We start from the raw sequence: 21,651 nt of genomic DNA on the forward strand, positions 1-21,651 counted from the left end.
ACAAGCCATGGATGAAATTTCAAACGAACTGGACAGCCTGAACACCGAAGTCATCGACCAAATGAACAGTTGGGTCGATCTGCTTGGCGGCGGCGAAGTCGGACGGCTTGTTGGTGCGGTCTTGGTCCTGTTCGTATTCCTTGTGTTCAAGCGCGTTCTGGTGCGCGGCGTACTTGGCGTTTTGAGACGCATCGCGCATCAAACCGAACGCAGCATGATTGCAAATGTCCTTGATGCCTTTGCCTTGCCGCTTCAGGTGCTGGTGATGTTGCTGGGCACATATTTCGCCGTGGAGCTTCTGGACCTGCCGGTGGCGATTGATGCACCCCTGATCGAGGCAATCCATATCGCAGCAATGTTTTGCGTGTTCTGGGCCCTGTTTCGGGCTGTCGAACCGGTTGCGGTGTCACTTAACAGCCTGATCGGGCGGTTTGGTGCCGGTCTTGGTGACGACTTGCGGCAATTTTTTATCCGCGGGGTCAAAACGCTGATCGTTGTGATCGGCTTTGTTATCTTCCTTGAAGGGGGGGGAATTGATGTTTCGGCCTTTCTGGGCGGGCTTGGCCTTGCCGGGATGGCTGTGGCGCTGGCGGCCAAAGATTCGGTTGCCAACATCTTTGGCGGCCTGACGATCTTTGCAGACAATCTTTACAAGCGCGGTGACTGGATTGAAACGCCCCATTTCGAAGGAACGGTGGAGGAGGTGGGGCTCAGGGCGACCAAGGTCCGGACCTTTGCCAAGGCGCTTGTCACCATGCCGAATGCCCAGATTGTGGACTCACCCGTGATCAACTGGTCACGCATGACCCATCGTCGCATCAAGATGGTCATCGGACTGGAATACCGCACAACAGCCAAACAGATGGAACGGATTGTCGAAAAGCTGCGCGACTTTCTGAAAAATGACGACGACGTCGCACAGACGGATGTTGCGCAGATGGTTCATTTGTCCGATTTCGGTGCAAGCTCGATCAATATTGATCTGTATTACTTTACGAAGACCACCGACTGGGTTACATGGCGTGAAATTCGCAACCGCCACATCATCGCATTCAAGCGCATCGTTGAGGAAGAAGACGCTGCCTTTGCCTTCCCATCCCAATCGCTTTATGTCGAAAGCCTTCCTGATAACCTTGTCGACACCAAAAACGATCAGCGACCCGCACGTCAGATCGGATAAACAGAATGACTGATACGCCAAAATTATCACATTGCGCGGACTATACGCGCCGCCACGACCGCGACCGTTTTCTGTGTGCCCTGTTTGCGGCACCGGAAAAGCGCGAAGACCTATTCACCCTTTATGCCTTCAATCAGGAAGTTTCGAAAACCCGTGAAATGGTCAGTGAGATCATGCTGGGCCATATCCGCCTGCAATGGTGGCGCGATACGCTTTCGGAAATCGCCGAAGGCAAGGTCCGCAAGCATGAGGTCGTCGAACCGCTGGCAGATCTGGTGCAAACCGGGGCTTTGTCCATCGACGATCTGGAAACGGTTGTGGCCGCACGTGAATTCGATCTAGAGGATCGCCAACCGGCAGATCAGGCCGAACTTGACCGATATATTGATCAAACATCGGGTCAGATGGCGGTTCTTGCAGCACGTATACTGGGTGTTACGGATGAAGCGGGTCAACAGGCCGTGCGCCTTGCCGGCAACGCATATGGGTTGGTCGGGATCCTGCGCGCCATGGTGTTTCACGGGCGCGCCAAACGGCTTTATCTGCCCAAGGACCGGATGGAACACCACAATGTCGTACAAAGTGACATTTTCGAATTTCGTAAGAAGGATGAAGTTCGCAATCTGACCCGTGAACTGGCCGAACTCGCGCAAAGCCGCATCAAAGAAGCACGCAAACATCGCCGCGCTGTTCCAAAGGGCGCACATGCCGCAGTCCTGCCGATGGTGCTGGCCGATGGATATTTGCGCAAACTTGCCAAGGCGAAATTCGATCCGTTCTCGGCCGAATTTGGTTTGGCGCGCCCGGCCAGTGTCCGTCTGATGGTGAATGGTCTGTTGAAACGATATTAGGTTTCATCGGATAGACTGGATATTGCAAAAATATCATCTACATTAACGATAAAGGATAAGACAGGTTTGTTCTGTCCGTGCTAGCGTGATTAACGCGTTGATTTCGCGGCGTAACGTTCAGTAGCCACCCAGAATGAGGGCTCATATGGCATATCCGCATTCCAGACCCGGACGTGACTGGCTGACCCGGCTGATGCTGGCCGGGGTGATTTGCCTGATGGGATTGTTGCCATCAATTGGCCAGGCCGCCAGCATTGATCCGTTTGTCGGGGTCTATCACGGGGTGACCATTGAACATGCCGAAGGTGAGCTGCAGGCACGTGATCTTGACGTTACAATCGCCAAGACAGAACGCGGTTTCAACGTTGATTGGGCGACTGTCATCCACAAGGCCGATGGCCGCGAAAAGAATGTATCACTAAGCATCGAGTTTTATTCGACCGAACGTCCCGACATTTATGGCAGTGCCATGCGTTCGGGATTGTTCGGGAAACGCATTCCCAATGACCCGTTAAAGGGCGAGCCGTTCTTTTGGGCCCGTATCGTTGACAAGACCTTGACCATTCATGCCCTTTATATCACGGACGAGGGCGGCTACGAGATGCAGGTCTATGAACGGAAACTCGACGAAGACGGCAATATGGATCTGATTTTCCGGCGGTTCCGCGATGGCGAGCAAATTCGCGATGTTACCGGAAAACTGACCCGTCAGAAAAAAAGCTACTAGTCGCGAATTGCACTGGTGCCAATGAAAAAGCCGTATCCAAAGATGCGGCTTTTGTCATATCAGGCGGCATTGATCGCACTTAGCCATTCATCAAACAACGGAATGGCGCGATCTGTATAAAGCTTTTTGCGGTCGCGGCCCTTGACCCGTTTGGTCAGCTCCAGATCAGGGAACAGACCAAAATTGACATTCATCGGCTGGAAGGTGCTTTCATCAGCGCCACCGGTAATGTGGTTCAAAAGGGCGCCCATCGCGGTCGCCAGCGGCGGGGTGGGGATGGCAACACCTGCTTTTTCCGCAGCCGTGAACCGACCAACCATCAAGCCGACCGCAGCACTTTCAACATAGCCTTCGCAACCGGTAATCTGACCGGCAAATCGCAGATCAGGACGGGCTTTAAGACGCAGTGTCGCATCAAGCAAACGTGGCGAATTCAGGAACGTATTGCGATGAATGCCGCCCAGGCGGGCAAACTCGGCATTTTCCAGCCCCGGAATGGTGCGGAAAACGTCGATCTGCGCACCGTATTTCAGTTTGGTCTGGAAACCGACCATATTGTAAAGCGTACCAAGGGCATTGTCCTGGCGAAGCTGAACAATCGCGCGTGGCTTTACAGTCGGGTTGTGCGGGTTGGTCAGTCCTACCGGCTTCATTGGCCCATGGCGCAAGGTTTCACGACCGCGTTCGGCCATGACTTCAATCGGAAGACAGCCGTCGAAATAGGGCGTGTCTTTTTCCCATTCCTTGAATTCGGTTTTCTCGCCTTCGATCAGGGCGTCGATAAAGCGGTTATATTCGTCCGCATCCATCGGGCAGTTGATGTAATCCTTGCCGTCGCCCTTGTCATATCGCGACTGGAACCAGGCCTTGTCGAAATCGATGCTTTCCTTATAGACAATCGGTGCAATCGCATCAAAGAAGGCCAGGCTTTCTTCGCCGGTAACCTTGCGGATGGCGTCGGCCAGCGCACCTGACGTCAAAGGACCTGTGGCAATGATGGTCTGTTCCCATTCCTCGGGGGGAAGACCATCAATCTCGCCGCGCTCCATTGTGATCAACGGATGGTTTTCTAGCGCATCGGTGACCGCCTGCGAAAAACCTTCGCGATCAACGGCAAGGGCACCGCCAGCGGGGACTTTGTGCTGATCGGCACACCGCATGATGATCGAACCCGCACGGCGCATTTCGTCATGGATCAGGCCGACGGCATTATATTCCTTGTCATCGGACCGGAACGAGTTTGAACAAACGAGTTCGGCGCATTTGTCGGTATGGTGCGCGTCTGTCGGGCGAACCGGGCGCATTTCATGCAGAACCACCGGCACACCGGCCTCGGCCAGTTGCCAGGCGGCTTCACTGCCCGCCAGACCGGCGCCAATGATATGAACAGGTTTCACCGTATTCACGTGTGCGAACTCCTCGCGAAGAATGTGTTTGAATGCGTGGCACACACATAGCGGTGCATGGGGGAAGATTTCAAGTGATTTGCGCCATAGTGCCCGTTGGCTTTGTGCATGCAGGCATGATTAATTCACAAAACCACATCTTCCCCGTCATAAATGCCAGACCCGTTCTGTCAAACATATGTGAAACTGGGGCCGACATGAGCTACCCGCATCACCCATATGGATACGAACCCACACATTGCCCGGTTATCGGTCTGGTGCCGCGGCGGCGCCCCGTCATCATTGATGGTAAGGACAGATGCGACGCGCAGGACAATGAAAAGCCCGATAACAGTGAACGCAGGGTCGGTTTTCCATTCGGCGGTTTTAATGACGGCAATTTCACTGCCACCGACATCGAAAGCATGATCGAATATGTGGTTGCAACACGTCAGGGATGGCGCGCATCCCTTGTTACACGGGCGTTTTTGCGTTGGTGGCGCAATGAAGACGAAACCCTTGATGATCCCGGCCGGGAGCGCAAGCAGTCAGACGCCATTTTGATGCTTCTTGCGCTTAACCAGGGCCGTGACGGGTTCGTTCATGGCTATTTGCATGACCTGCAAGACGAGGCCAAAGAACACCCGAAACCGTCATCACCGCAAACAACCATACGAAAGGCATTCAACAAAAGTCTGCGTATTGCCGCACTGGCACTTGCCCTGTCGCCGATCGTATTGATTTTTGCCGTGCTGCTGTTTGTTCAGATTGACACCATCATCAGTACCGGAAACGGCAAGCTTTTCGGGTTCAGCTATGATCTTTTGTTCTTTGTGGGCAGCTTTGGCGCGATCGGGGCTCTGACCAGCATGATGATGCGACTTGGCAAACAGACACCATGGGCCGAGATGGAGCCATCATCGGTCTTTTTCAATTTTCTGTTCCGTCCATGCATGGGATTTTGTTTCGCCCTGATTGTGCTTTTCGCGCTGCGGGCAGGGATGTTGCCCATTCCGCTTGACGATCTGCATAATCTTGACGATCTCGACCAGATCAGCAGTTCGTCACCGGCCGGACGGCAACTGTCAATCGTGCTGGTTTTTGCCTTTCTTTCCGGGTTTAGTGAACGACTAAGCACTGCACTTGTCCGGCGGGTCGAAAACCGGGTGGCAAGCAACAGTTAGGACAAGGATGCCTGCTCACACAGGCACGCAAAGAAAAAGAGGCACGAACATCATAGAAAATGTTCGCGCCTCTCTTTGTATCGTGGCGGCTTTTGTAACGGCGGCTGGTGAAAGCAGCCCTTTGGTTATTCAAGCCCCAAATGCCGTTTAAGATAGCGCCCGGTATAGCTTCGTTCATTGGCCATGATGGCTTCGGGCGTGCCGGTGCCGACCAGTTGGCCACCACCGTCGCCCCCTTCGGGGCCGATATCAATGATCCAGTCGGCAGTCTTGATGACATCAAGGTTATGTTCGATCACAACCACGGTGTTGCCCTGGTCAACAAGGGTATGAAGGACCTCAAGCAATTTGCGGATATCATGAAAATGAAGACCGGTGGTCGGTTCATCCAGAATATAGATTGTTCGCCCGGTCGCCCGTTTTGACAGTTCCTTGGCAAGCTTCACGCGCTGTGCTTCACCGCCCGAAAGGGTTGTGGCCTGTTGACCCAGATGGATATAGGAAAGACCAACCTGTTTAAGGGTTTCCATCTTGTCACGGATCGATGGAACGGCCTTGAAGAAGTCCGCGCCTTCTTCCACCGTCATGTCAAGAACATCAGATATCGATTTGCCTTTAAACGATATTTCCAATGTTTCGCGGTTGTATCTTTTGCCCTTGCACTGATCGCATGTGACATAAACATCGGGCAGGAAGTGCATTTCGATTTTGATGACACCGTCACCCTGACAGGCTTCGCAACGACCACCTTTGACGTTGAATGAAAAACGTCCGGGCTTGTAACCACGGGTCTTGGCTTCTGGCAGTTGGGCAAACCAGTCACGGATCGGGGTAAAGGCACCGGTATAGGTCACCGGGTTCGAACGCGGGGTTCGCCCGATCGGGCTTTGGTCGATATCAATGATCTTGTCGATCAGCTCGATCCCGGTAATTGCATCATGTGCCCCGGGATGATGGCGGGCACTATGCATCCGTTTTGCCAGCGCCTTATATAGCGTTTCGATCACAAGACTGGATTTCCCGCCACCTGACACACCGGTAACACAGATGAACTTGCCCAGCGGGAAGTCGACATCAATGCCCTGAAGGTTGTTGGCTTTGGCCCCCTTGATCGTGATGGACTTGCCGTTGCCTTTGCGACGTTCCTTTGGAACGGCAATCTGTTCAACACCAACCAGATACTTGCCGGTCAGGCTTTCGGGGTTTTGCTGGATTTCTTCCGGGGTGCCCTGGGCAACGATGCGTCCGCCATGAATGCCGGCACCCGGGCCCATATCAATCACATAATCCGCCGCACGAATGGCGTCTTCATCATGTTCAACGACCAGAACCGTATTCCCGAGATCACGCAACCGCTTAAGAGTATCGAGCAGGCGGTCATTGTCGCGCTGATGCAGACCAATGGACGGTTCATCCAGCACATACAGAACACCGGTCAAACCCGAGCCGATTTGCGACGCCAGACGGATACGTTGGCTTTCACCACCCGAAAGGGTGCCTGATGTGCGTGACATGGAAAGATAATCAAGCCCGACATCGCGCAGGAAGCGCAAGCGGTCATTAATTTCGCGCAGAATACGGCGCGCGATTTCGGTTTCCTTTTCGTTCAGCTTGCCTTCAAGGGCAATGAACCAGTCACCGGCTTTGGCAATTGAGAGATCCGTCACCTGCGAGATGTCGCAACCATCGACTTTAACAGCCAATGCTTCAGGCTTCAGACGCTTGCCCGCACAGGTTGGGCAATGTGACACCATCTGATATTTGGCCAGTTCATCGCGGGCCCACTGACTGTCTGTCTCGCGCCAGCGTCGCGCCATGTTCGGAATGACACCTTCGAACGGGCGCGAAACCTTGTAACTGCGCGATCCATCGTCATAGGTGACAGTGATTTCTTCGTCACCCGACCCATGCAGGATGATGTCCTGCGCCGTTTTGGGCAATTTTTCCCAGGCAACATTGGTTTTAAAACCGAAATGTTTTGCGACTGATTTCAGGGTCTGCAGGTAATATTTCGACGTGGTGCTGGCCCATGGTGCGACGGCCCCATCTTCAAGCGTCTTGCTTTCATCAGGAACAACCAGCATCGGATCAAACTCCATCTGGGTTCCCAAACCGTCACAGGCCGGACAGGCGCCAAACGGGTTGTTGAATGAAAACAGGCGCGGTTCGATTTCCTCGATCGTGAAGCCGGAAACCGGGCAGGCGAACTTCGCCGAGAATACGGTTGTTTCGCCGTTTTTTGCATCTTCGGTAAGAACAATGCCGTCAGTCAATTCAAGAGCGGTTTCAAAACTGTCGGCCAGGCGGGTTGCGATGCCGTCTTTCACGATCAACCGATCGACAACAACAGAAATGTCGTGCTTCAGCTTTTTGTTCAGTTCCGGCGCATCATCGATGTCATACATTTCGCCGTCAATTTTGACGCGCTGGAACCCGCGCGAGCGCAAATCACGCAGTTCTTTTTTGTATTCACCCTTACGACCACGGACGATCGGCGCCAAAAGATACAACCGTGTTCCTTCTTCCATTTCCATCACACGGTCGACCATCTGCGACACGGTCTGACTGACAATCGGAAGGCCGGTCGCTGGCGAATAGGGGATGCCGATACGCGCCCAAAGCAATCGCATATAGTCATAAATCTCGGTCACGGTCCCCACGGTCGAACGCGGGTTACGCGACGTGGTTTTTTGTTCGATGGAAATGGCCGGCGACAGACCATCGATATATTCGACATCCGGCTTTTGCATCAGTTCAAGGAACTGACGGGCATATGCAGACAGGCTTTCGACATAGCGACGCTGGCCTTCGGCATAGATCGTATCGAAGGCAAGCGAACTTTTACCCGATCCCGACAGGCCGGTAATGACCACCAGTGAATCGCGGGGCAATTCAACATCAATGTTCTGAAGATTGTGTTCTTTCGCACCGCGAACCGAAATTTTCGTCAGCATGTCGGGCCTTTTGTTCCTGAATTGTTCGGAAAGTGTATAGAGGACGCAAACACTATACGCAAGCGCACCCCTGACAGTTCCTGTCAGTATTTGTCAGGAGACTGACATTACACAATCACCGCACCCCAAAATGCATGAAAAAACCCGCCGAACAAGTCCGGCGGGTTTCATAAATCCTGTGACCCAACGGGTCAGACAAAGCAAAAGATGGCTTAGCCTTTGGTCACGGAACGACCGGTGGCACCAAGATCCTTGAAGGCTTCTTCGAGGCGCGCTGCCATCGACAGTTCAGCTTCGCGGATCCAGACACGCGGGTCGTAGTTTTTCTTGTAGGGTTTGTCCGTTTCCGGATCGACCTGGTATTTGAAAGCACGTGCATTTGCTTCAACATACTCACCGACCGGACGGGCATAGGCAAACTGGGTATCGGTGTCGATATTCATCTTGAAGACGCCATAGCCGACGGCTTCTTCGATTTTTTCTTTTTCCGAACCCGAACCGCCATGGAACACGAAGTCCAGCGGGCGGTCATCAAGACCATGCTTCTCGGCGACAAACTTCTGGCTTTCCAGAAGGATTTCCGGACGCAGTTTGACGTTGCCCGGCTTGTAGACGCCGTGGACGTTGCCAAATGCAGCTGCGACCGAGAAATGGCCAAGCGGCGAAAGGCGACGATAGGCTTCTTCGACTTCTTCCGGACGGGTGTAAAGACGCGGGTCGATCTCGTCACTTGAAGTATCAAGTTCGTGACCGATGCCGTCTTCTTCGCCACCGGTTACACCCAGTTCGATTTCCAGGCTCATTTCGATGGCGGACATGCGTTTGAGGAAGGTTTCGCAAGTCGACAGGTTGTCTTCAAGCGATTCTTCGGACAGATCAAGCATGTGGGAGCTGTAAAGCGCCTTGCCGGTTTCGGCATAGGCCTTTTCGCTCCATTTCAGCATTTCATCGACCCACGGAACGAACTTGCGGTTCGCGTGGTCGGTATGCATGACAACAGCAACACCATAATATTCAGCAAGAAGCTGCGCATGACGGGCAGCCGAAACTGCGCCCACGACACGGGCCGCATCGGCGTCCTTGATGCCCTTGCCAGCAAAGAACTGTGCGCCACCATTCGAAAGCTGAATGATGATGTCAGAACCGGCATTCGCAGCGGCTTCAAGGGCTGCGTTCATCGTGCTTGACGATGTAATATTCACAGCGGGAAGGGCGTAACCGTCCTGCTTGCAGGCAGCGACAAGGTCACGATAGGCAGCACCGGTAACAACACCGGGTTTAACGGAAGGCATGTGGGTACTCCTCCTGGGGGTCAGAGTAAAACAGGTGCCCCCGTGCGAACCGACTGATCCGCGGCAAGGGCAATCCGTAGAGAGCCCAATGCATCTTCCATATGCTGCGTCAGGTCAAGATTTTCTGTTATAGACTTTAGGAAAAATTGCTGTTCGCGCAGGCAAAGACCATCATGATCAGGTTCGTCATCGGTGCGGATAATCTCGTCTGTGCGGGTAAATTCACCGGCACTGTCTGTTTCCGCATGATGCAGGCGCAATGCATTTGTCTTGGTATGCGTGTCGATGTCCGCCGATCCAGCACCTTTTTCTTCGACATCGGTGATTGATACGCTGCCTTTCGGGCCAATAACATCTTTCACAAAGAAAGCGGTTTCGCTGATCATCGGGCCCCAGCCGGCTTCGTACCAGCCAACCGAGCCGTCATCAAAGCGAACTTGCAACTGCCCGTAATTATACATGTCGGGCGCGACATCCTCAGACAGGCGAACACCGATTGCATTGACCGACACCGGTTTGGCCCCGGTCATCAGACACATGATATCAAGATAATGAACACCGCAATCGACAATGGGCGATACGCTGTTCAGAAGACGTTTGTGGGTTTCCCAGAATGCGCCACTGCTTTGCTGGTTAAGGTTCATGCGCATCACAAGCGGCTTGCCAAGGGTCTTGGCAATTTCAACAAACTTTTCCCAGGATGGATGATGGCGCAGGATATAGCCAATCACGAGCTTGCGGTCATGTTTGCGTGCGCTTGCCACAACCTGTTCGGCATCTTCCACAGTGGCTGCAAGCGGCTTTTCAATAAAGACATGCGCACCAGCTTCAAAGGCTGCAATCGCAAAGTCCGCATGGGTCTCGGTATAGGTATTTATCGAAACTGCATCCGGGTTCGTTTCGGCAAGGGCAGTGTGAAAGTCGGTAAACTGAGGATAGTTTGCAAAACCGTCCGGCAATTTATCAGCAGGAATGGGCGACCGGGCACAGATGCCGACAATCTCGTACCCGTCAAGGGCGTGATAGGCCTTAGCATGGGACATGCCCATATTGCCAAGCCCAATGACAAGAATGCGAACCGGCTTCATTTTGTGCCTCCTGAAATACCTGATAAATTATTGATTGTGCCGGTTATTCGGCGCCATTGATCCAGCTTCTGGTCACGTTGTATTCGCCATCAAACAGGATCATGTCCGCCTGATAACCCGGGGCGATACGCCCCATTTTATGATCCAGTTTCAAGAACGCAGCCGGGTAAAGAGACCCCATGCGAAGGGCTTCGCCAAGCTCAATCCCGACCATTTCCACGCAATTTCGAACCGCACCAATCATATCAAGGTCGGAGCCCGCCAGTGTCCCATCCGCAAGGGCGCAACGGCCATCCGTGGCAATGATTTCTTCCCCGCCAAGATTGAATCGCTTGTCCGCAGCCCCGACAGTCGGCATGGCATCAGTGACCAGCATGATCTTGCCGGTTGCCTTTGCGTTTACAGCAATCTTCACCGCGGCCGGATGAACGTGATAACCGTCAACAATCAGGCCACACCATGTTGCATCATCGGCCATCGCAGCCCCGGCAACACCGGGTTCACGGTGGGTAAGGGGGCTCATGGCATTGAACAGATGCGTAAAGCCGCGCAAACCTTCGCTGATCGCCTTTTGAATGTCGTCATAGGTACCTGCCGTGTGCCCGGCACAGACAAGAATACCTTTGTCAGAAAGCTTTTTGATCGTCCCGCTGGTGGCCTTTTCCGGTGCCATTGTTACCAGTATCCGGCCATTTGGAAGACGGCTTAGAAGATCGATTGCGTCATCTTCCATCGGGCGGATGATGTTGGCTGAATGCACACCCTTGCGTTCTTTGTTCAGATACGGCCCTTCAAGATGAATACCGACGATGCCTGGGACGTTTGCGTTAATCGCGTCCTCAACCGCCGCAATGGCTGCTTCCATCTTGTCACGATAATCCGTGATCAGGGTCGGTAGCATCGCCGTGGTGCCAAATTTGCGATGGGCTGCCATGATGGCGCGAATACCAGCGACATCCGGGTGATCATTCAAAAGAACACCGCCACCACCATTGACCTGAACATCAATTAGTCCGGGGGCAAGAACCTGTCCCTTGCCATCGACAACATCAATCCCGTCGGGCAGGGCGTTATCCGGGCAAATGGCATCAATTTTGCCATCGCGTATAACAACCGCCATTCCGTCGAGAAATTCTGTCCCGTCGAAAATACGGGCATTGGCAATGGCAAAACTGGTCATTAGTGCGTCTCCGTCACTTTCGAAAGATGCGGCGGGGCATCCGGATTACAGCCGCGCGCCAGCGCAACACTTTCAGCAAGTGTATAGAAGGTCTGGATCATCGTAATCGGGGCAAGCAACGGATGGATATCCTCGACCACCGGAAGGTGTCCCTTTACGTCCGCATATCCGGTTTCGGCTGCAAACAGGTTGTCGGTCTTGGCACGCATTTCCGCCAGGAAGTCCTCGACACTGTCACGCGATGCGTCTTGCTGTGAAAAGACCAGCATCGGGAAGGTCGGCGTTACCAGCGCCATCGGGCCATGCTTCACTTCAGCCGCGCTGAAAGCTTCGGCATGCAAGCTACTGGTTTCTTTGAATTTAAGGGCGGCTTCCTGGGCGATTGCAAAGGCAGGTCCGCGGCCAATGACATAAAGCCCGTTTGATTTGGCGATGGTTTCCGAGGCCCCCAGCCAATCCTTTTCAAGAGCCGTACGCAGGGATTGCGGAAGATTGCCAAGACCCTTGTTGAATGCGTCGTCCTGTGTCCATGCACCGACGATCTGGGCAATCGCCGACAATGTGGCAATATAGGATTTGGTTGCCGCAACACTTGTTTCCGGACCAGCCATCAGGGGGATGACATGATCGACAGTTTCGGCAAGCGGGGAATCGACCACATTGACCAGTGCGACGGTTCGCGCACCTGCGTCACGGGCCGCCTCGGCATTTTTGACAAGGTCGGGACTCTTGCCTGATTGGGAAACTGCAATGAACAGTGCATCTTTTGAGGCGATCGACCGGTTATAGATCGATACGATCGAGGGTGCGGCCGATACCACCGGAATGCCCAACTGACTTTCTATAAGGTACTTGGCATAAAGGGTCGCGTGGTCCGAGCTACCCCGACCACAGGTCACAACAAATTTCGGCGGATTGGCGCGCAGGTCATCAGCAAGTTTGGCAATTGCGTCCTTGTTGCCAGCAAGCTGCGTTGCAACGACTTCCGGGGCCTCTGCCAATTCGCGGCCCATCTGTGTTTGCGGGCGCCAATTCGTTGTCATATGCCGTATTCCCTTGGTTTCCGGTGGATGCGTTGATCTGGTCAACGGGCATCCACCTGCATTTCAGCAATAAAGTCGTAACTGTCACCGCGGTAATAGGACCGGGTGAACTCAACCGGGGTTCCATTTGCCAGGAAGGACCGCCGCTCGATATAGAGCGCGGCACTGCCTTCCGGAACGCCCAGAATTTTGGCGGTTTCGCCATCGAAAAGTTCTGCTCGAAGCCGCTGAAGGGCGCGTTCAGGCTTTTTGTTGTATTTCGCCAGCGCGTCATAAAGCGATTTGTCGACTTCATCCGGGCTGGGCAGGAAGGCGCGCGGAATTACCGCATATTCAAGTGCCATCGGCTTGTCATTGGCAGTACGCAAACGACGCAGCCTTGTAACTTCGGTCCCCGGCGACAGATTAAGCGCCATGGCTTCTTCGGGTGAGGCATGACCAAGTGTTTTTTCGATCCAGACGGCCCCGGGATCCATGCCACGGGTGATCATGTCCTCGGTAAAGGATGTCAGGCGTGACAGGGCTTGCTCGACACGCGGCGCAACGAACGTGCCGGCACCGTGGCGTTGAACCAGAACACCTTCTTCGACAAGGGCGCGCATCGCATTGCGAACAGTTACGCGTGAAATGCCAAGTTCGGTTGCCAGATCGCGCTCGCTGGGCAGGGCATCTTCGACCTGCAAAATTCCATCATCAATCACAGCCTTCAACGCCGATTGCAGCCGACGGTACAAAGGACCATTTCCGTTATTTTCGATGTCGCGGGTTCTGAGATTGGCAATGACGTCCGACGTTGCGATCATGCGGCGGCTCTTTCATGTTGCTTGGCCATCAAGATAGCCCCATGCATGGCGTCAAATTTCGCGGGAACCAGCAATTCGGCAATTTCGGGTGGCATGTGCCGGGCCATCTGTTCTGCCAGTCCGCCCATCAGGGTCAGTCGCGGCGCACCGAAATCAACCAGCCGGCGCAAGATTGCCAGATTGGCGTCGACGGCGATCTGGATCAGGTCAATCGCCACACTGTCACCAGCCGCTTCGGCATCAAACACCATCGGGCAGAGTTTTCCATAGTCGGACGGCTTTGCTGTTTCCGCAAATATGACGATATTTTCGGGGTCATTATCAAACCGGGCCATGACCGCTACGGTCAGGTCCGTTTTCTTTGCCAGACCATCATGGGCAAGCAGGGCGGTTTCAATGGCATTGCGTCCAATTCTCGCACCGCTTCCAAGATCGGAAACCTCGAACCCCCAACCGGCAACAGACAACTGGCGATCCCCGATGATTGCCTGACCACATGTTCCGGTCCCGACAATCAGGATGGCGCCATTCTGGCCATCATGCGCACCCAGACATGCTGTGTAGGCATCAGTCGCAAAGCAGATGTCGGCGAACGGGTGATTATAGGACTGCACAAGTTGACGATCACGCGTTAGCGGAAGTCCCGCAAGCCCAAGGCCCGCATGCAGATCGCCAAGGTATTTTTCATCAAGTCCGGCATTGGAAAGGGCCATTTTCGCCGCTGCGATGATTTCGCCAAATACGTAATCGACTCCAAGTCGCGTATTCGCACCACCACGCACAGCTTCACCAAGGATCCGTCCGGATGCATCTGCAATCCGAACGCGGCACTGCGTTCCGCCGCCATCAACACCAAGATAAAGCTGTTCGTTTTTCATCTCAAAGCAACTGCCTTCTCATTCATGGGGCGAGCATAGCAGAGTGGTATCTTAAAAAGCAATACCAATATAACGCCACTAAAACTGTTACTGGTCTGAGTTTGGAGTCCGTACATATACGCAGAAGCTTTTGTGCAAAATTGATATCCCTATACAATTCTTTGTTTTAACTAGAGATATCTCCCGATATCCGAGCTGTGGCGCAAATTATTCATCAAGCAGCTTGCGTTGCTGGTATCACAATGGTATTTAATTTGCAGAGGGAGACGGAAAAATGGCATCACGCACAGAAGATTTTGATTCGCGATTTGCCGGGTTGGATCAATGGTCCGACGCCGATTTCCTTATGGCCTTGTGGGAAGGCCAGATGCGCGCTGTGGCCTCGGTTGGTCCAATCCTGGGGGATTTGGCGACAGCCGCCAATGGGATAGCGCGCCGCCTGGGGGGCGGCGGGCGTCTCGTTTACGTCGGAGCCGGAACATCAGGCACTGTCGCCTGGCAAGATGCCAAAGAACTTGGCGGCACCTTTGGCTGGCCGGAAAGCCATACCATCGTGATGCTGGCTGGCGGGGTTCAAAGTGCGCCGAACGAATTCAATGGTGCCGAGGATGATACCAGCCTTGCCGAACGTGAAATTTCCCAGAACAACATTTCAGAAAATGATGCAGTAATTGCGATCGCTGCCAGCGGCGCGACCCCTTATACGGTGCGCGCGCTCGAACTTGCCCGTGGTCGCGGGGCCTTTACGGTGGGCATCTGTAACAACCAGGATGGCAAAATTCTTGGCGTCGCAGAAACCGGTATCTTTCTTGATAGCGCGCCGGAAGTGGTCGCCGGATCCACCCGCATGGGGGCCGGTACCGCGCAAAAAGCAGCCCTGAACATTCTGTCGACCCTTGTGATGAACAAGTTGGGCCGATTGTTCGACAACCTGATGGTTGGCATGCGCGCCGAGAACATCAAACTTCGGGGCCGGGCGGTTCGGATCGTGTCGCATATTGCATCTTGCGACGCCGAACTTGCATCAGACGCCCTTGAAAAATCCGATTTCGATATCCGCGTGGCGGTGCTGGTGACCAAGGGCCACAGCCCCGACCGGGCAAAAGAAATTCTTGCGCTGTCTAATGGAAATCTCCGGGCGGCACTTGAGTACAGGAACTGACATCAACACGGTGCCAGTCCGCCGACATTGATCAGAGGAGGCATAAATGTCGAATAAAGTCTTAGCAAAAGGCCTGGCCGGGGCCCTGGCGGCAAGTGTCGCCCTGGTTCCGTTGATGGCGTCTGCTGGCGAACTCGTAATTGAAAGCTGGCGCAATGACGATATTGATATCTGGAATGAAAAAATCATTCCGGCTTTCAATGAAGTTCACCCTGACATCAAGGTATCGTTCAAGCCGACCCCGCCGACCGAATATAACGCATCGGTAAACGCAAAACTGGCTGGTGGTACCGCGGGTGACCTGATCACGTGCCGTCCGTTTGATGCATCGCTTGAACTTTACAAGCAGGGCAATCTTGCCGCTCTTGACGACCTTAAAGGCATGGACAACTTCTCGGACGTTGCCAAATCTGCCTGGCAGACCGACGATGGCGCAGTCACTTTCTGCTTGCCGATGGCATCGGTCATTCATGGCTTCATCTATAACAAGGAAGCCTTTGAAGAAGTTGGCGTTGAAGTCCCGAAAACCCGCGAAGAGTTTTATGCTGCCCTTGATAAAATCAAGGAAGACGGCAGCTACATCCCGATGGCGATGGGCACCGCGGACCAGTGGGAAGCAGCCACCATGGGCTTCCAGAATATCGGCCCCAACTACTGGGACGGTGAAGCAGGTCGCAAGGCATTGATCGATGGCAGCGCAAAATTCACCGATGCCGACTATGTCGACACGTTCAAGGAACTGGCAAGCTGGAAAAACTACCTTCCGGACGGCTATGAAGCCATTTCCTATCCGGATGCACAGAACCTGTTCTCGCTTGGTCGTGCCGCCGTTTATCCGGCCGGCTCCTGGGATATTTCGCTGTTTAACAACCAGGCCGATTTCGAGTTCGGAGCATTCCCGCCGCCCGCAGCAGCCGGTGCAGACACCTGCTATATCAGTGACCACACCGATATTGCACTTGGTCTGAATGCGGATTCCAAAAACGCAGCCGAAGCAAAGCTGTTTCTTGAATGGATGACCGGTTCGGAATTTGCCGAGCTTTATTCCAACGCGCTGCCGGGTTTCTTCTCCTTGTCGAACCACACGGTCGAAGTAACCGATCCGGTTGCCAGCGAGTTTGTAAGCTGGCGCCAGAAGTGCGAGTCCACCATTCGTAACTCTTACCAGATCCTTTCGCGTGGCACGCCGAACCTTGAAAACGACCTGTGGAACCTTTCCGCCCAGGTTATCAACGGTACGCTGACCCCGGAAGAAGCAGCCGGCGCTGCGGAAGCTGGTCTGGCGAAATGGTACGCACCGCACCAGTAAAGAACTGAAAGGATGGCGGGAACGACCGGTTTCTGCCATCCTTCATTCATCGTTGATGTTTGCCGTGACATTGCAGGCAAGCAGCCCGACCGCCGGGCGAAAATGCGGTTCACTGATTACAGAAGATCCAAGCAGGTCTTCATTCTTTCAAATCTTGGATAACAGGACAGGGTATGGCGCATTCCGGCCCCATGACCGATTGGCGCAAGGCAAAACTGCCTGTGATTGCCTTTCTGGCCCCAGCAACGATCATTTACACACTGTTTATGATCTATCCGCTGCTTGATTCCATCCGGTTAAGCTTCTACGCAACGCCAAGCGGCGGTGAGGCGGCTTTTGTCGGCCTTGACAATTACCGTACGATTTTGGCGGATCCGGACTGGTCTGCGACCTTCTGGAACAGCTTCTGGAACAATATGAAGTTCTTTGCGGTTCATATGCTGATCCAGAACCCGATCGGTATCGCGCTGGCCGGTATTCTGAGCCTGCCGCAATTGCGGTTCCGCAACACATATCGCACCATGATGATCATGCCGACCATGTTATCAGTCGTGATTGTCGGCTTCATCTGGCAGTTGATCCTGAGCCCGGTTTGGGGAGTTGGTGCGGACCTTCTTGATATTATTGGCCTGAAGTCGCTGTTTGGGCCGTGGCTTGGCAAAGAAGGCAGTGCACTGATTACGCTTTCCTTCATTTCGGTCTGGCAGTGGGTCGGCATTCCTTTGATGCTGATCTATGCGGCCTTGCTGGCCATTCCGGACGATCTGGTGGATGCGGCCATTGTTGATGGCGCGACCCATTTCGAAGTCTTCATTCACATCAAACTGCCATTGGTTTTGCCGACTGTCGCGATGGTGTCGATTTTGACTTTTGTCGGTAATTTCAATGCATTCGATCTGATATATGCGGTAAAGGGTGCGTTGGCCGGCCCCAACTTTTCGACCGACATTATGGGCACCTTGTTCTATCGCACATTCTTTGGTTATCAGTTGCAGCTGGGCGATCCGCATTTGGGTGCCACCGTTGCATCCTTGATGTTCCTGATCATTCTGGCAGGCGTTCTGTTCTATCTGTTCGCCATTCAGCGCCGACTGGCGCGCTATCAGCTGTAGTCGGGGGCGAATATGAGTTTTGCAAACATCCGCAGAGAAGACGCCAGCCGCGCAGTCATCGTGCACGCGATCTTGCTGACCTATACCCTGGTTGCGCTTTATCCGATTTTTCTTGTGGTCATCAATGCTTTCAAGACGCGCAAAGGGATCTTTCGCGATCCGATGGGCTTGCCGAATGCAGAGACCTTCAGTCTTGAAGGATTCACCAAGGTTCTGGCGAAATCCAATTTCGAACTGTTTTTCTATAACAGCTTTACCGTGACCATCGTGACCATCGTTATTGTTCTGCTGTTGGCAGCAATGGCGGCATGGGCACTGTCGGAATACAAGTTTCCGGGCAACACCGCATTGGCCCTGTATCTTGCGATTGGCATCATGGTGCCGATCCGTCTGGGATCGGTATCTATCCTGAACCTGATTGTCGATATGGGGTTGGTCAACACCCTGACGGCACTGGTGCTGGTCTATGTCGCACAAGGCTTGCCCTTGGCAATCTTTATCCTGACCGAATTCATGCATCAAATTCCCAAGGATTTGAAAGAAGCCGCAAGATGCGACGGGGTCGGGGAGTTCAAGATTTTCTTTGCGATCATTTTGCCTTTGATCCGGCCCGCTGTTGCGACGGTTGCTGTATTTACAATGATCCCGATCTGGAATGATCTGTGGTTCCCGCTGATCCTTGCACCCGGTGACGGCAAGCAGACCATCACCCTTGGTGTGCAGCAATTCATTGGCCAGTATGTGACAGACTGGAATGCGGTTCTGGCGTCGCTAAGCCTTGCGATCATTCCGATCCTTATCCTTTATCTGATTTTCTCCCGACAACTCATTCGCGGCCTGACATCCGGCGCGGTGAAGTAACTGTTGGCTGATAGGAGCTTTGAATAAATGGCTGACTTGAAACTTGACCAGATTCGCAAAAGCTATGGCGCTGTGGATGTGCTGCACGGCATTGATCTGGATGTCAAAGACGGTGAATTCGTCGTGTTTGTTGGCCCTTCGGGCTGCGGCAAATCAACCTTGTTGCGAATTATTGCAGGCCTTGAAGACATCACGGGCGGCGATCTGATGATCGATGGAGAGGTGGTAAACACCAAAAGCCCGCGCGATCGCGGTATTGCCATGGTGTTCCAGTCCTATGCACTTTATCCGCACATGACAGTTTACAAAAACATGGCCTTCGGGCTTAAGCTCGACAAACAGGACAAGGCGGCAATCGATGCCCGGGTACGCGAAGCCGCCCGCATCCTGCAACTTGATCAGCTTCTTGACCGGCGTCCGTCCGAGCTTTCGGGTGGTCAGCGCCAGCGCGTTGCGATTGGCCGTGCGATCGTGCGCCAACCCAAGGTCTTCCTGTTTGACGAACCGTTGTCCAACCTTGATGCCGCATTGCGTGTCCAGACCCGCATTGAAATTGCCAAGCTGCATCAGGACCTGAAATCGACAATTATCTATGTCACGCACGATCAGGTCGAAGCCATGACACTGGCGGACAAGATCGTTGTGATGAATGGCGGGAATGTCGAGCAGGTCGGATCGCCGATGCAACTTTATCATCATCCGGAAACCCGCTTTGTTGCCGGTTTTATCGGGTCACCGGCCATGAACTTCACCAAAGTCACAATTGATGCCGTCGGGCAGGGGCAGGCCACAGTTTCCGTCCCCGGGGGCATGCAATCGGTCCTGCCGTTTAATGTTGATCAGGCGGATATCGGCAAACAGGTTGAGCTTGGCATTCGCCCCGAACATCTGGGACTTGGTGACGAAGGCGCGCTTACTGTCAATGGCATGGTCGATGTGGTCGAGAAGCTGGGCGACTCTACCTATTTGTATTTGAAGCTTGCCAATGGTGACCGGGTCACAGTTCGCGCGCCGGGCCATAGCCGTGTCAAAATCGGTGAAACCGTTACAGCATCCGCACCAGCCGGTGCCGCGCATCTTTTCAATGACAAGGGCAAAGCGTACCAGAAAGTCGATTGTCCGGCTGAATTCAGCGCGGAAGAATAGATTTCACAAAGCTTCCAATCTCAGGACTTCGGATCAAAAGGCGCCACAACCGGCGCCTTTTGGCGTTTGGGGGCGCACCGACCGTCAAGGTCGATTAATTGTTGCAGAACTTTAACTTGCCCTGATGCGGGTGTCGGCGCAAAAATGAACGTGATTTGTTCAAAAGAAAGAAAAAATGACCTTTTTTCTTTCGTATCAACAACAATGTTTGCGATATTGCTCCGTGCCGGAACGAAACAAAAGCCAAATGGCATGCGCGGTCCGGCTACAGGGAAATGCCATCACGTTTATTACGAGGGTTCAAAATGTCAAAAAAACACGGCGCATTGCGTGGTTCCTTGCTCAGCCTTACAGCACTTGCAGGAATGGTTTCGCTTGTTTCGGCTGCTCAGGCTGAAGAACTTCGTCTGCTGACCTGGGGTGGCTATGCCCCTGACGAAGTTGTCGAGCTGTTCGAAAAAGAAACCGGCATTGATGTTGAAGTGACGCTGTCGAACAACGAAGACATGATCTCGAAATTGCGCGCTACTGGCGGCGGCGGTTTCGATCTTGCTCAGCCGTCCCAGGACCGCATTGCAGGTGCACAGCTTGAGTATGGCATCTACAAGCCGATTGATCTTGGCAAAATTGACAGCGACAAATTCATTCCGTCGATGCTCGACGCAACCAAATCAAACACTACCGTTGACGGCGAAGTGTACGGTGTTCCCCACGTATGGGGTACGAGCGGCCTGATCGTTGACACTTCAAAAGCCGCGGCTGTCAAAGACTATACCGATCTTTGCGCACCGGAAGTGGCAGGCAAGGTTTCCTATCGTCTGAAACGCCCGACGCTGATCGGTTTTGCCTATGCAATGGGTATGGATCCGTTCGCCGCTTATGGTGACGAAGCCAAGTATCAGGAAATCCTTGATGCCGTCGAAGCCAAGCTGATCGAGTGCAAAGCCAACGTGAAAACCTATTGGGAAGGCGGCGATGCGCTGCTTAACCTGGTGCGTTCGGGTGAAGTTGTTGCCGCAATGGCGTGGGATACCGGCGGCTGGAAACTCAATAACGACAATGCCGACATCACCTTTGTTGCACCGAAGTCTGGTGCACTTGGCTGGATCGATACCTTTGCCTTGCCGCGCAAGACCAAAAACGAAGATGCCGCCTATAAGTGGATCAACTTTGTGATGCAGCCGGAAATCGCGGCCAAGATCACTGCAAGTGCGGGTAACTTCACCGCGTCCAAAGGTGCCGACGAGTTTGCAGATGACAAGCTGAAAGCTCAGTTCCAGGGCAGCTTCCCGCCTGCTGATCTTGACAACATCAAGTGGTATCCGACTGTTCCGGCTGGTCTGGAAGTGCTCGAAGGCAAGACCCTTGACCGTGTGAAAGCAGCACAGTCGAACTAACGGAACACGTTTCCAAACACCTTTATCCCCGGCATATTTATGTGCCGGGGATATCGTGCTTTCAGGAACGGCAATAACCGTTCAACAGGCTCCACCAAC

19 protein-coding genes are annotated in these 21,651 nt (G+C 53.6%); 10 read left to right on the forward strand and 9 right to left on the reverse strand.

Features of this window, described 5'->3' with window-relative positions; translation table 11 throughout:
- Positions 1 to 7: 7 nt before the first annotated feature.
- From M9H61_RS03880 to M9H61_RS03890, 3 genes are all read left to right on the forward strand, one after another.
- Positions 8 to 1,180 carry a mechanosensitive ion channel family protein gene (locus tag M9H61_RS03880; RefSeq protein ID WP_250283501.1) on the forward strand — a complete coding sequence of 391 codons (1,173 nt, stop codon included), beginning with the start codon at positions 8 to 10 and terminating at the stop codon, positions 1,178 to 1,180.
- A 5-nt stretch (positions 1,181 to 1,185) separates the two neighbouring features.
- Positions 1,186 to 2,031, forward strand: coding sequence for a phytoene/squalene synthase family protein (locus M9H61_RS03885; protein ID WP_250283504.1), 846 nt, complete (start codon positions 1,186 to 1,188; stop codon positions 2,029 to 2,031).
- A gap of 145 nt (positions 2,032 to 2,176) precedes the next feature.
- Positions 2,177 to 2,758, forward strand: coding sequence for a hypothetical protein (locus M9H61_RS03890; protein ID WP_250283506.1), 582 nt, complete (start codon positions 2,177 to 2,179; stop codon positions 2,756 to 2,758).
- A gap of 59 nt (positions 2,759 to 2,817) precedes the next feature.
- Here M9H61_RS03890 and trmFO read toward each other — a convergent pair whose 3' ends face one another.
- Entirely contained in the window at positions 2,818 to 4,164 is a 1,347-nt protein-coding gene (trmFO, locus tag M9H61_RS03895) for a methylenetetrahydrofolate--tRNA-(uracil(54)-C(5))-methyltransferase (FADH(2)-oxidizing) TrmFO (RefSeq protein WP_228195436.1), read from the reverse strand.
- A gap of 197 nt (positions 4,165 to 4,361) precedes the next feature.
- Between trmFO and M9H61_RS03900 the strand changes: the two genes are divergently transcribed.
- Positions 4,362 to 5,327 carry a hypothetical protein gene (locus tag M9H61_RS03900; protein WP_250283509.1) on the forward strand — a complete coding sequence of 322 codons (966 nt, stop codon included), beginning with the start codon at positions 4,362 to 4,364 and terminating at the stop codon, positions 5,325 to 5,327.
- A gap of 125 nt (positions 5,328 to 5,452) precedes the next feature.
- On the opposite strand, the gene uvrA is transcribed toward M9H61_RS03900, so the two are convergent.
- The 7 genes from uvrA to M9H61_RS03935 all read right to left on the reverse strand — a co-directional run bounded on the left by uvrA (position 5,453) and on the right by M9H61_RS03935 (position 14,565).
- Complete coding sequence (gene uvrA, locus M9H61_RS03905) at positions 5,453 to 8,281, reverse strand: excinuclease ABC subunit UvrA (RefSeq protein ID WP_250283512.1); 2,829 nt, start codon at positions 8,279 to 8,281, stop codon at positions 5,453 to 5,455.
- A 212-nt stretch (positions 8,282 to 8,493) separates the two neighbouring features.
- Complete coding sequence (gene fbaA / locus M9H61_RS03910; protein ID WP_068519106.1) at positions 8,494 to 9,573, reverse strand: class II fructose-bisphosphate aldolase; 1,080 nt, start codon at positions 9,571 to 9,573, stop codon at positions 8,494 to 8,496.
- 20 nt (positions 9,574 to 9,593) lie between these two features.
- The gene (locus tag M9H61_RS03915; RefSeq protein ID WP_228195443.1) at positions 9,594 to 10,661 is read right to left on the reverse strand and encodes a Gfo/Idh/MocA family protein; all 1,068 of its coding nucleotides are present in this window, start codon (positions 10,659 to 10,661) and stop codon (positions 9,594 to 9,596) included.
- A gap of 43 nt (positions 10,662 to 10,704) precedes the next feature.
- Positions 10,705 to 11,841, reverse strand: coding sequence for an N-acetylglucosamine-6-phosphate deacetylase (nagA, locus tag M9H61_RS03920; protein ID WP_250283514.1), 1,137 nt, complete (start codon positions 11,839 to 11,841; stop codon positions 10,705 to 10,707).
- Positions 11,841 to 12,884 (reverse strand): SIS domain-containing protein, encoded by a 1,044-nt coding sequence (locus M9H61_RS03925; RefSeq protein WP_068519103.1) that lies wholly within the window; start codon positions 12,882 to 12,884, stop codon positions 11,841 to 11,843. The genes nagA and M9H61_RS03925 overlap by 1 nt, the downstream gene beginning before the upstream one ends.
- A gap of 41 nt (positions 12,885 to 12,925) precedes the next feature.
- On the reverse strand, positions 12,926 to 13,687 hold the full coding sequence (locus M9H61_RS03930; RefSeq protein ID WP_114113245.1) for a GntR family transcriptional regulator: 762 nt from the start codon (positions 13,685 to 13,687) through the stop codon (positions 12,926 to 12,928).
- Complete coding sequence (locus M9H61_RS03935; RefSeq protein ID WP_250283516.1) at positions 13,684 to 14,565, reverse strand: BadF/BadG/BcrA/BcrD ATPase family protein; 882 nt, start codon at positions 14,563 to 14,565, stop codon at positions 13,684 to 13,686. Before M9H61_RS03935 ends, M9H61_RS03930 begins: the two co-directional genes overlap by 4 nt.
- A gap of 274 nt (positions 14,566 to 14,839) precedes the next feature.
- Here M9H61_RS03935 and M9H61_RS03940 point away from each other — a divergent pair, with 274 nt between their 5' ends.
- From M9H61_RS03940 to M9H61_RS03960, 5 genes are all read left to right on the forward strand, one after another.
- Entirely contained in the window at positions 14,840 to 15,727 is an 888-nt protein-coding gene (locus tag M9H61_RS03940; RefSeq protein WP_250283518.1) for an N-acetylmuramic acid 6-phosphate etherase, read from the forward strand.
- Positions 15,728 to 15,773: 46 nt separating this feature from the next.
- The gene (locus tag M9H61_RS03945) at positions 15,774 to 17,036 is read left to right on the forward strand and encodes an ABC transporter substrate-binding protein (RefSeq protein WP_250283520.1); all 1,263 of its coding nucleotides are present in this window, start codon (positions 15,774 to 15,776) and stop codon (positions 17,034 to 17,036) included.
- Positions 17,037 to 17,209: 173 nt separating this feature from the next.
- Positions 17,210 to 18,148, forward strand: a complete 939-nt coding sequence (locus M9H61_RS03950) for a carbohydrate ABC transporter permease (RefSeq protein WP_250283522.1) — start codon at positions 17,210 to 17,212, stop codon at positions 18,146 to 18,148.
- Positions 18,149 to 18,160: 12 nt separating this feature from the next.
- Positions 18,161 to 19,009, forward strand: a complete 849-nt coding sequence (locus M9H61_RS03955) for a carbohydrate ABC transporter permease (RefSeq protein WP_068519097.1) — start codon at positions 18,161 to 18,163, stop codon at positions 19,007 to 19,009.
- 27 nt (positions 19,010 to 19,036) lie between these two features.
- Positions 19,037 to 20,155 carry an ABC transporter ATP-binding protein gene (locus M9H61_RS03960; RefSeq protein ID WP_250283524.1) on the forward strand — a complete coding sequence of 373 codons (1,119 nt, stop codon included), beginning with the start codon at positions 19,037 to 19,039 and terminating at the stop codon, positions 20,153 to 20,155.
- Positions 20,156 to 20,175: 20 nt separating this feature from the next.
- Here the strand turns inward: M9H61_RS03960 and M9H61_RS03965 are convergent, their stop codons facing one another.
- Positions 20,176 to 20,409, reverse strand: a complete 234-nt coding sequence (locus M9H61_RS03965) for a hypothetical protein (RefSeq protein ID WP_068519095.1) — start codon at positions 20,407 to 20,409, stop codon at positions 20,176 to 20,178.
- Positions 20,410 to 20,460: 51 nt separating this feature from the next.
- Between M9H61_RS03965 and M9H61_RS03970 the strand changes: the two genes are divergently transcribed.
- On the forward strand, positions 20,461 to 21,552 hold the full coding sequence (locus M9H61_RS03970) for an extracellular solute-binding protein (RefSeq protein ID WP_068519094.1): 1,092 nt from the start codon (positions 20,461 to 20,463) through the stop codon (positions 21,550 to 21,552).
- Positions 21,553 to 21,651: the final 99 nt, after the last annotated feature.

Source organism: Thalassospira sp. GO-4 (assembly GCF_023588965.1).
Lineage (GTDB): Bacteria > Pseudomonadota > Alphaproteobacteria > Rhodospirillales > Thalassospiraceae > Thalassospira > Thalassospira povalilytica.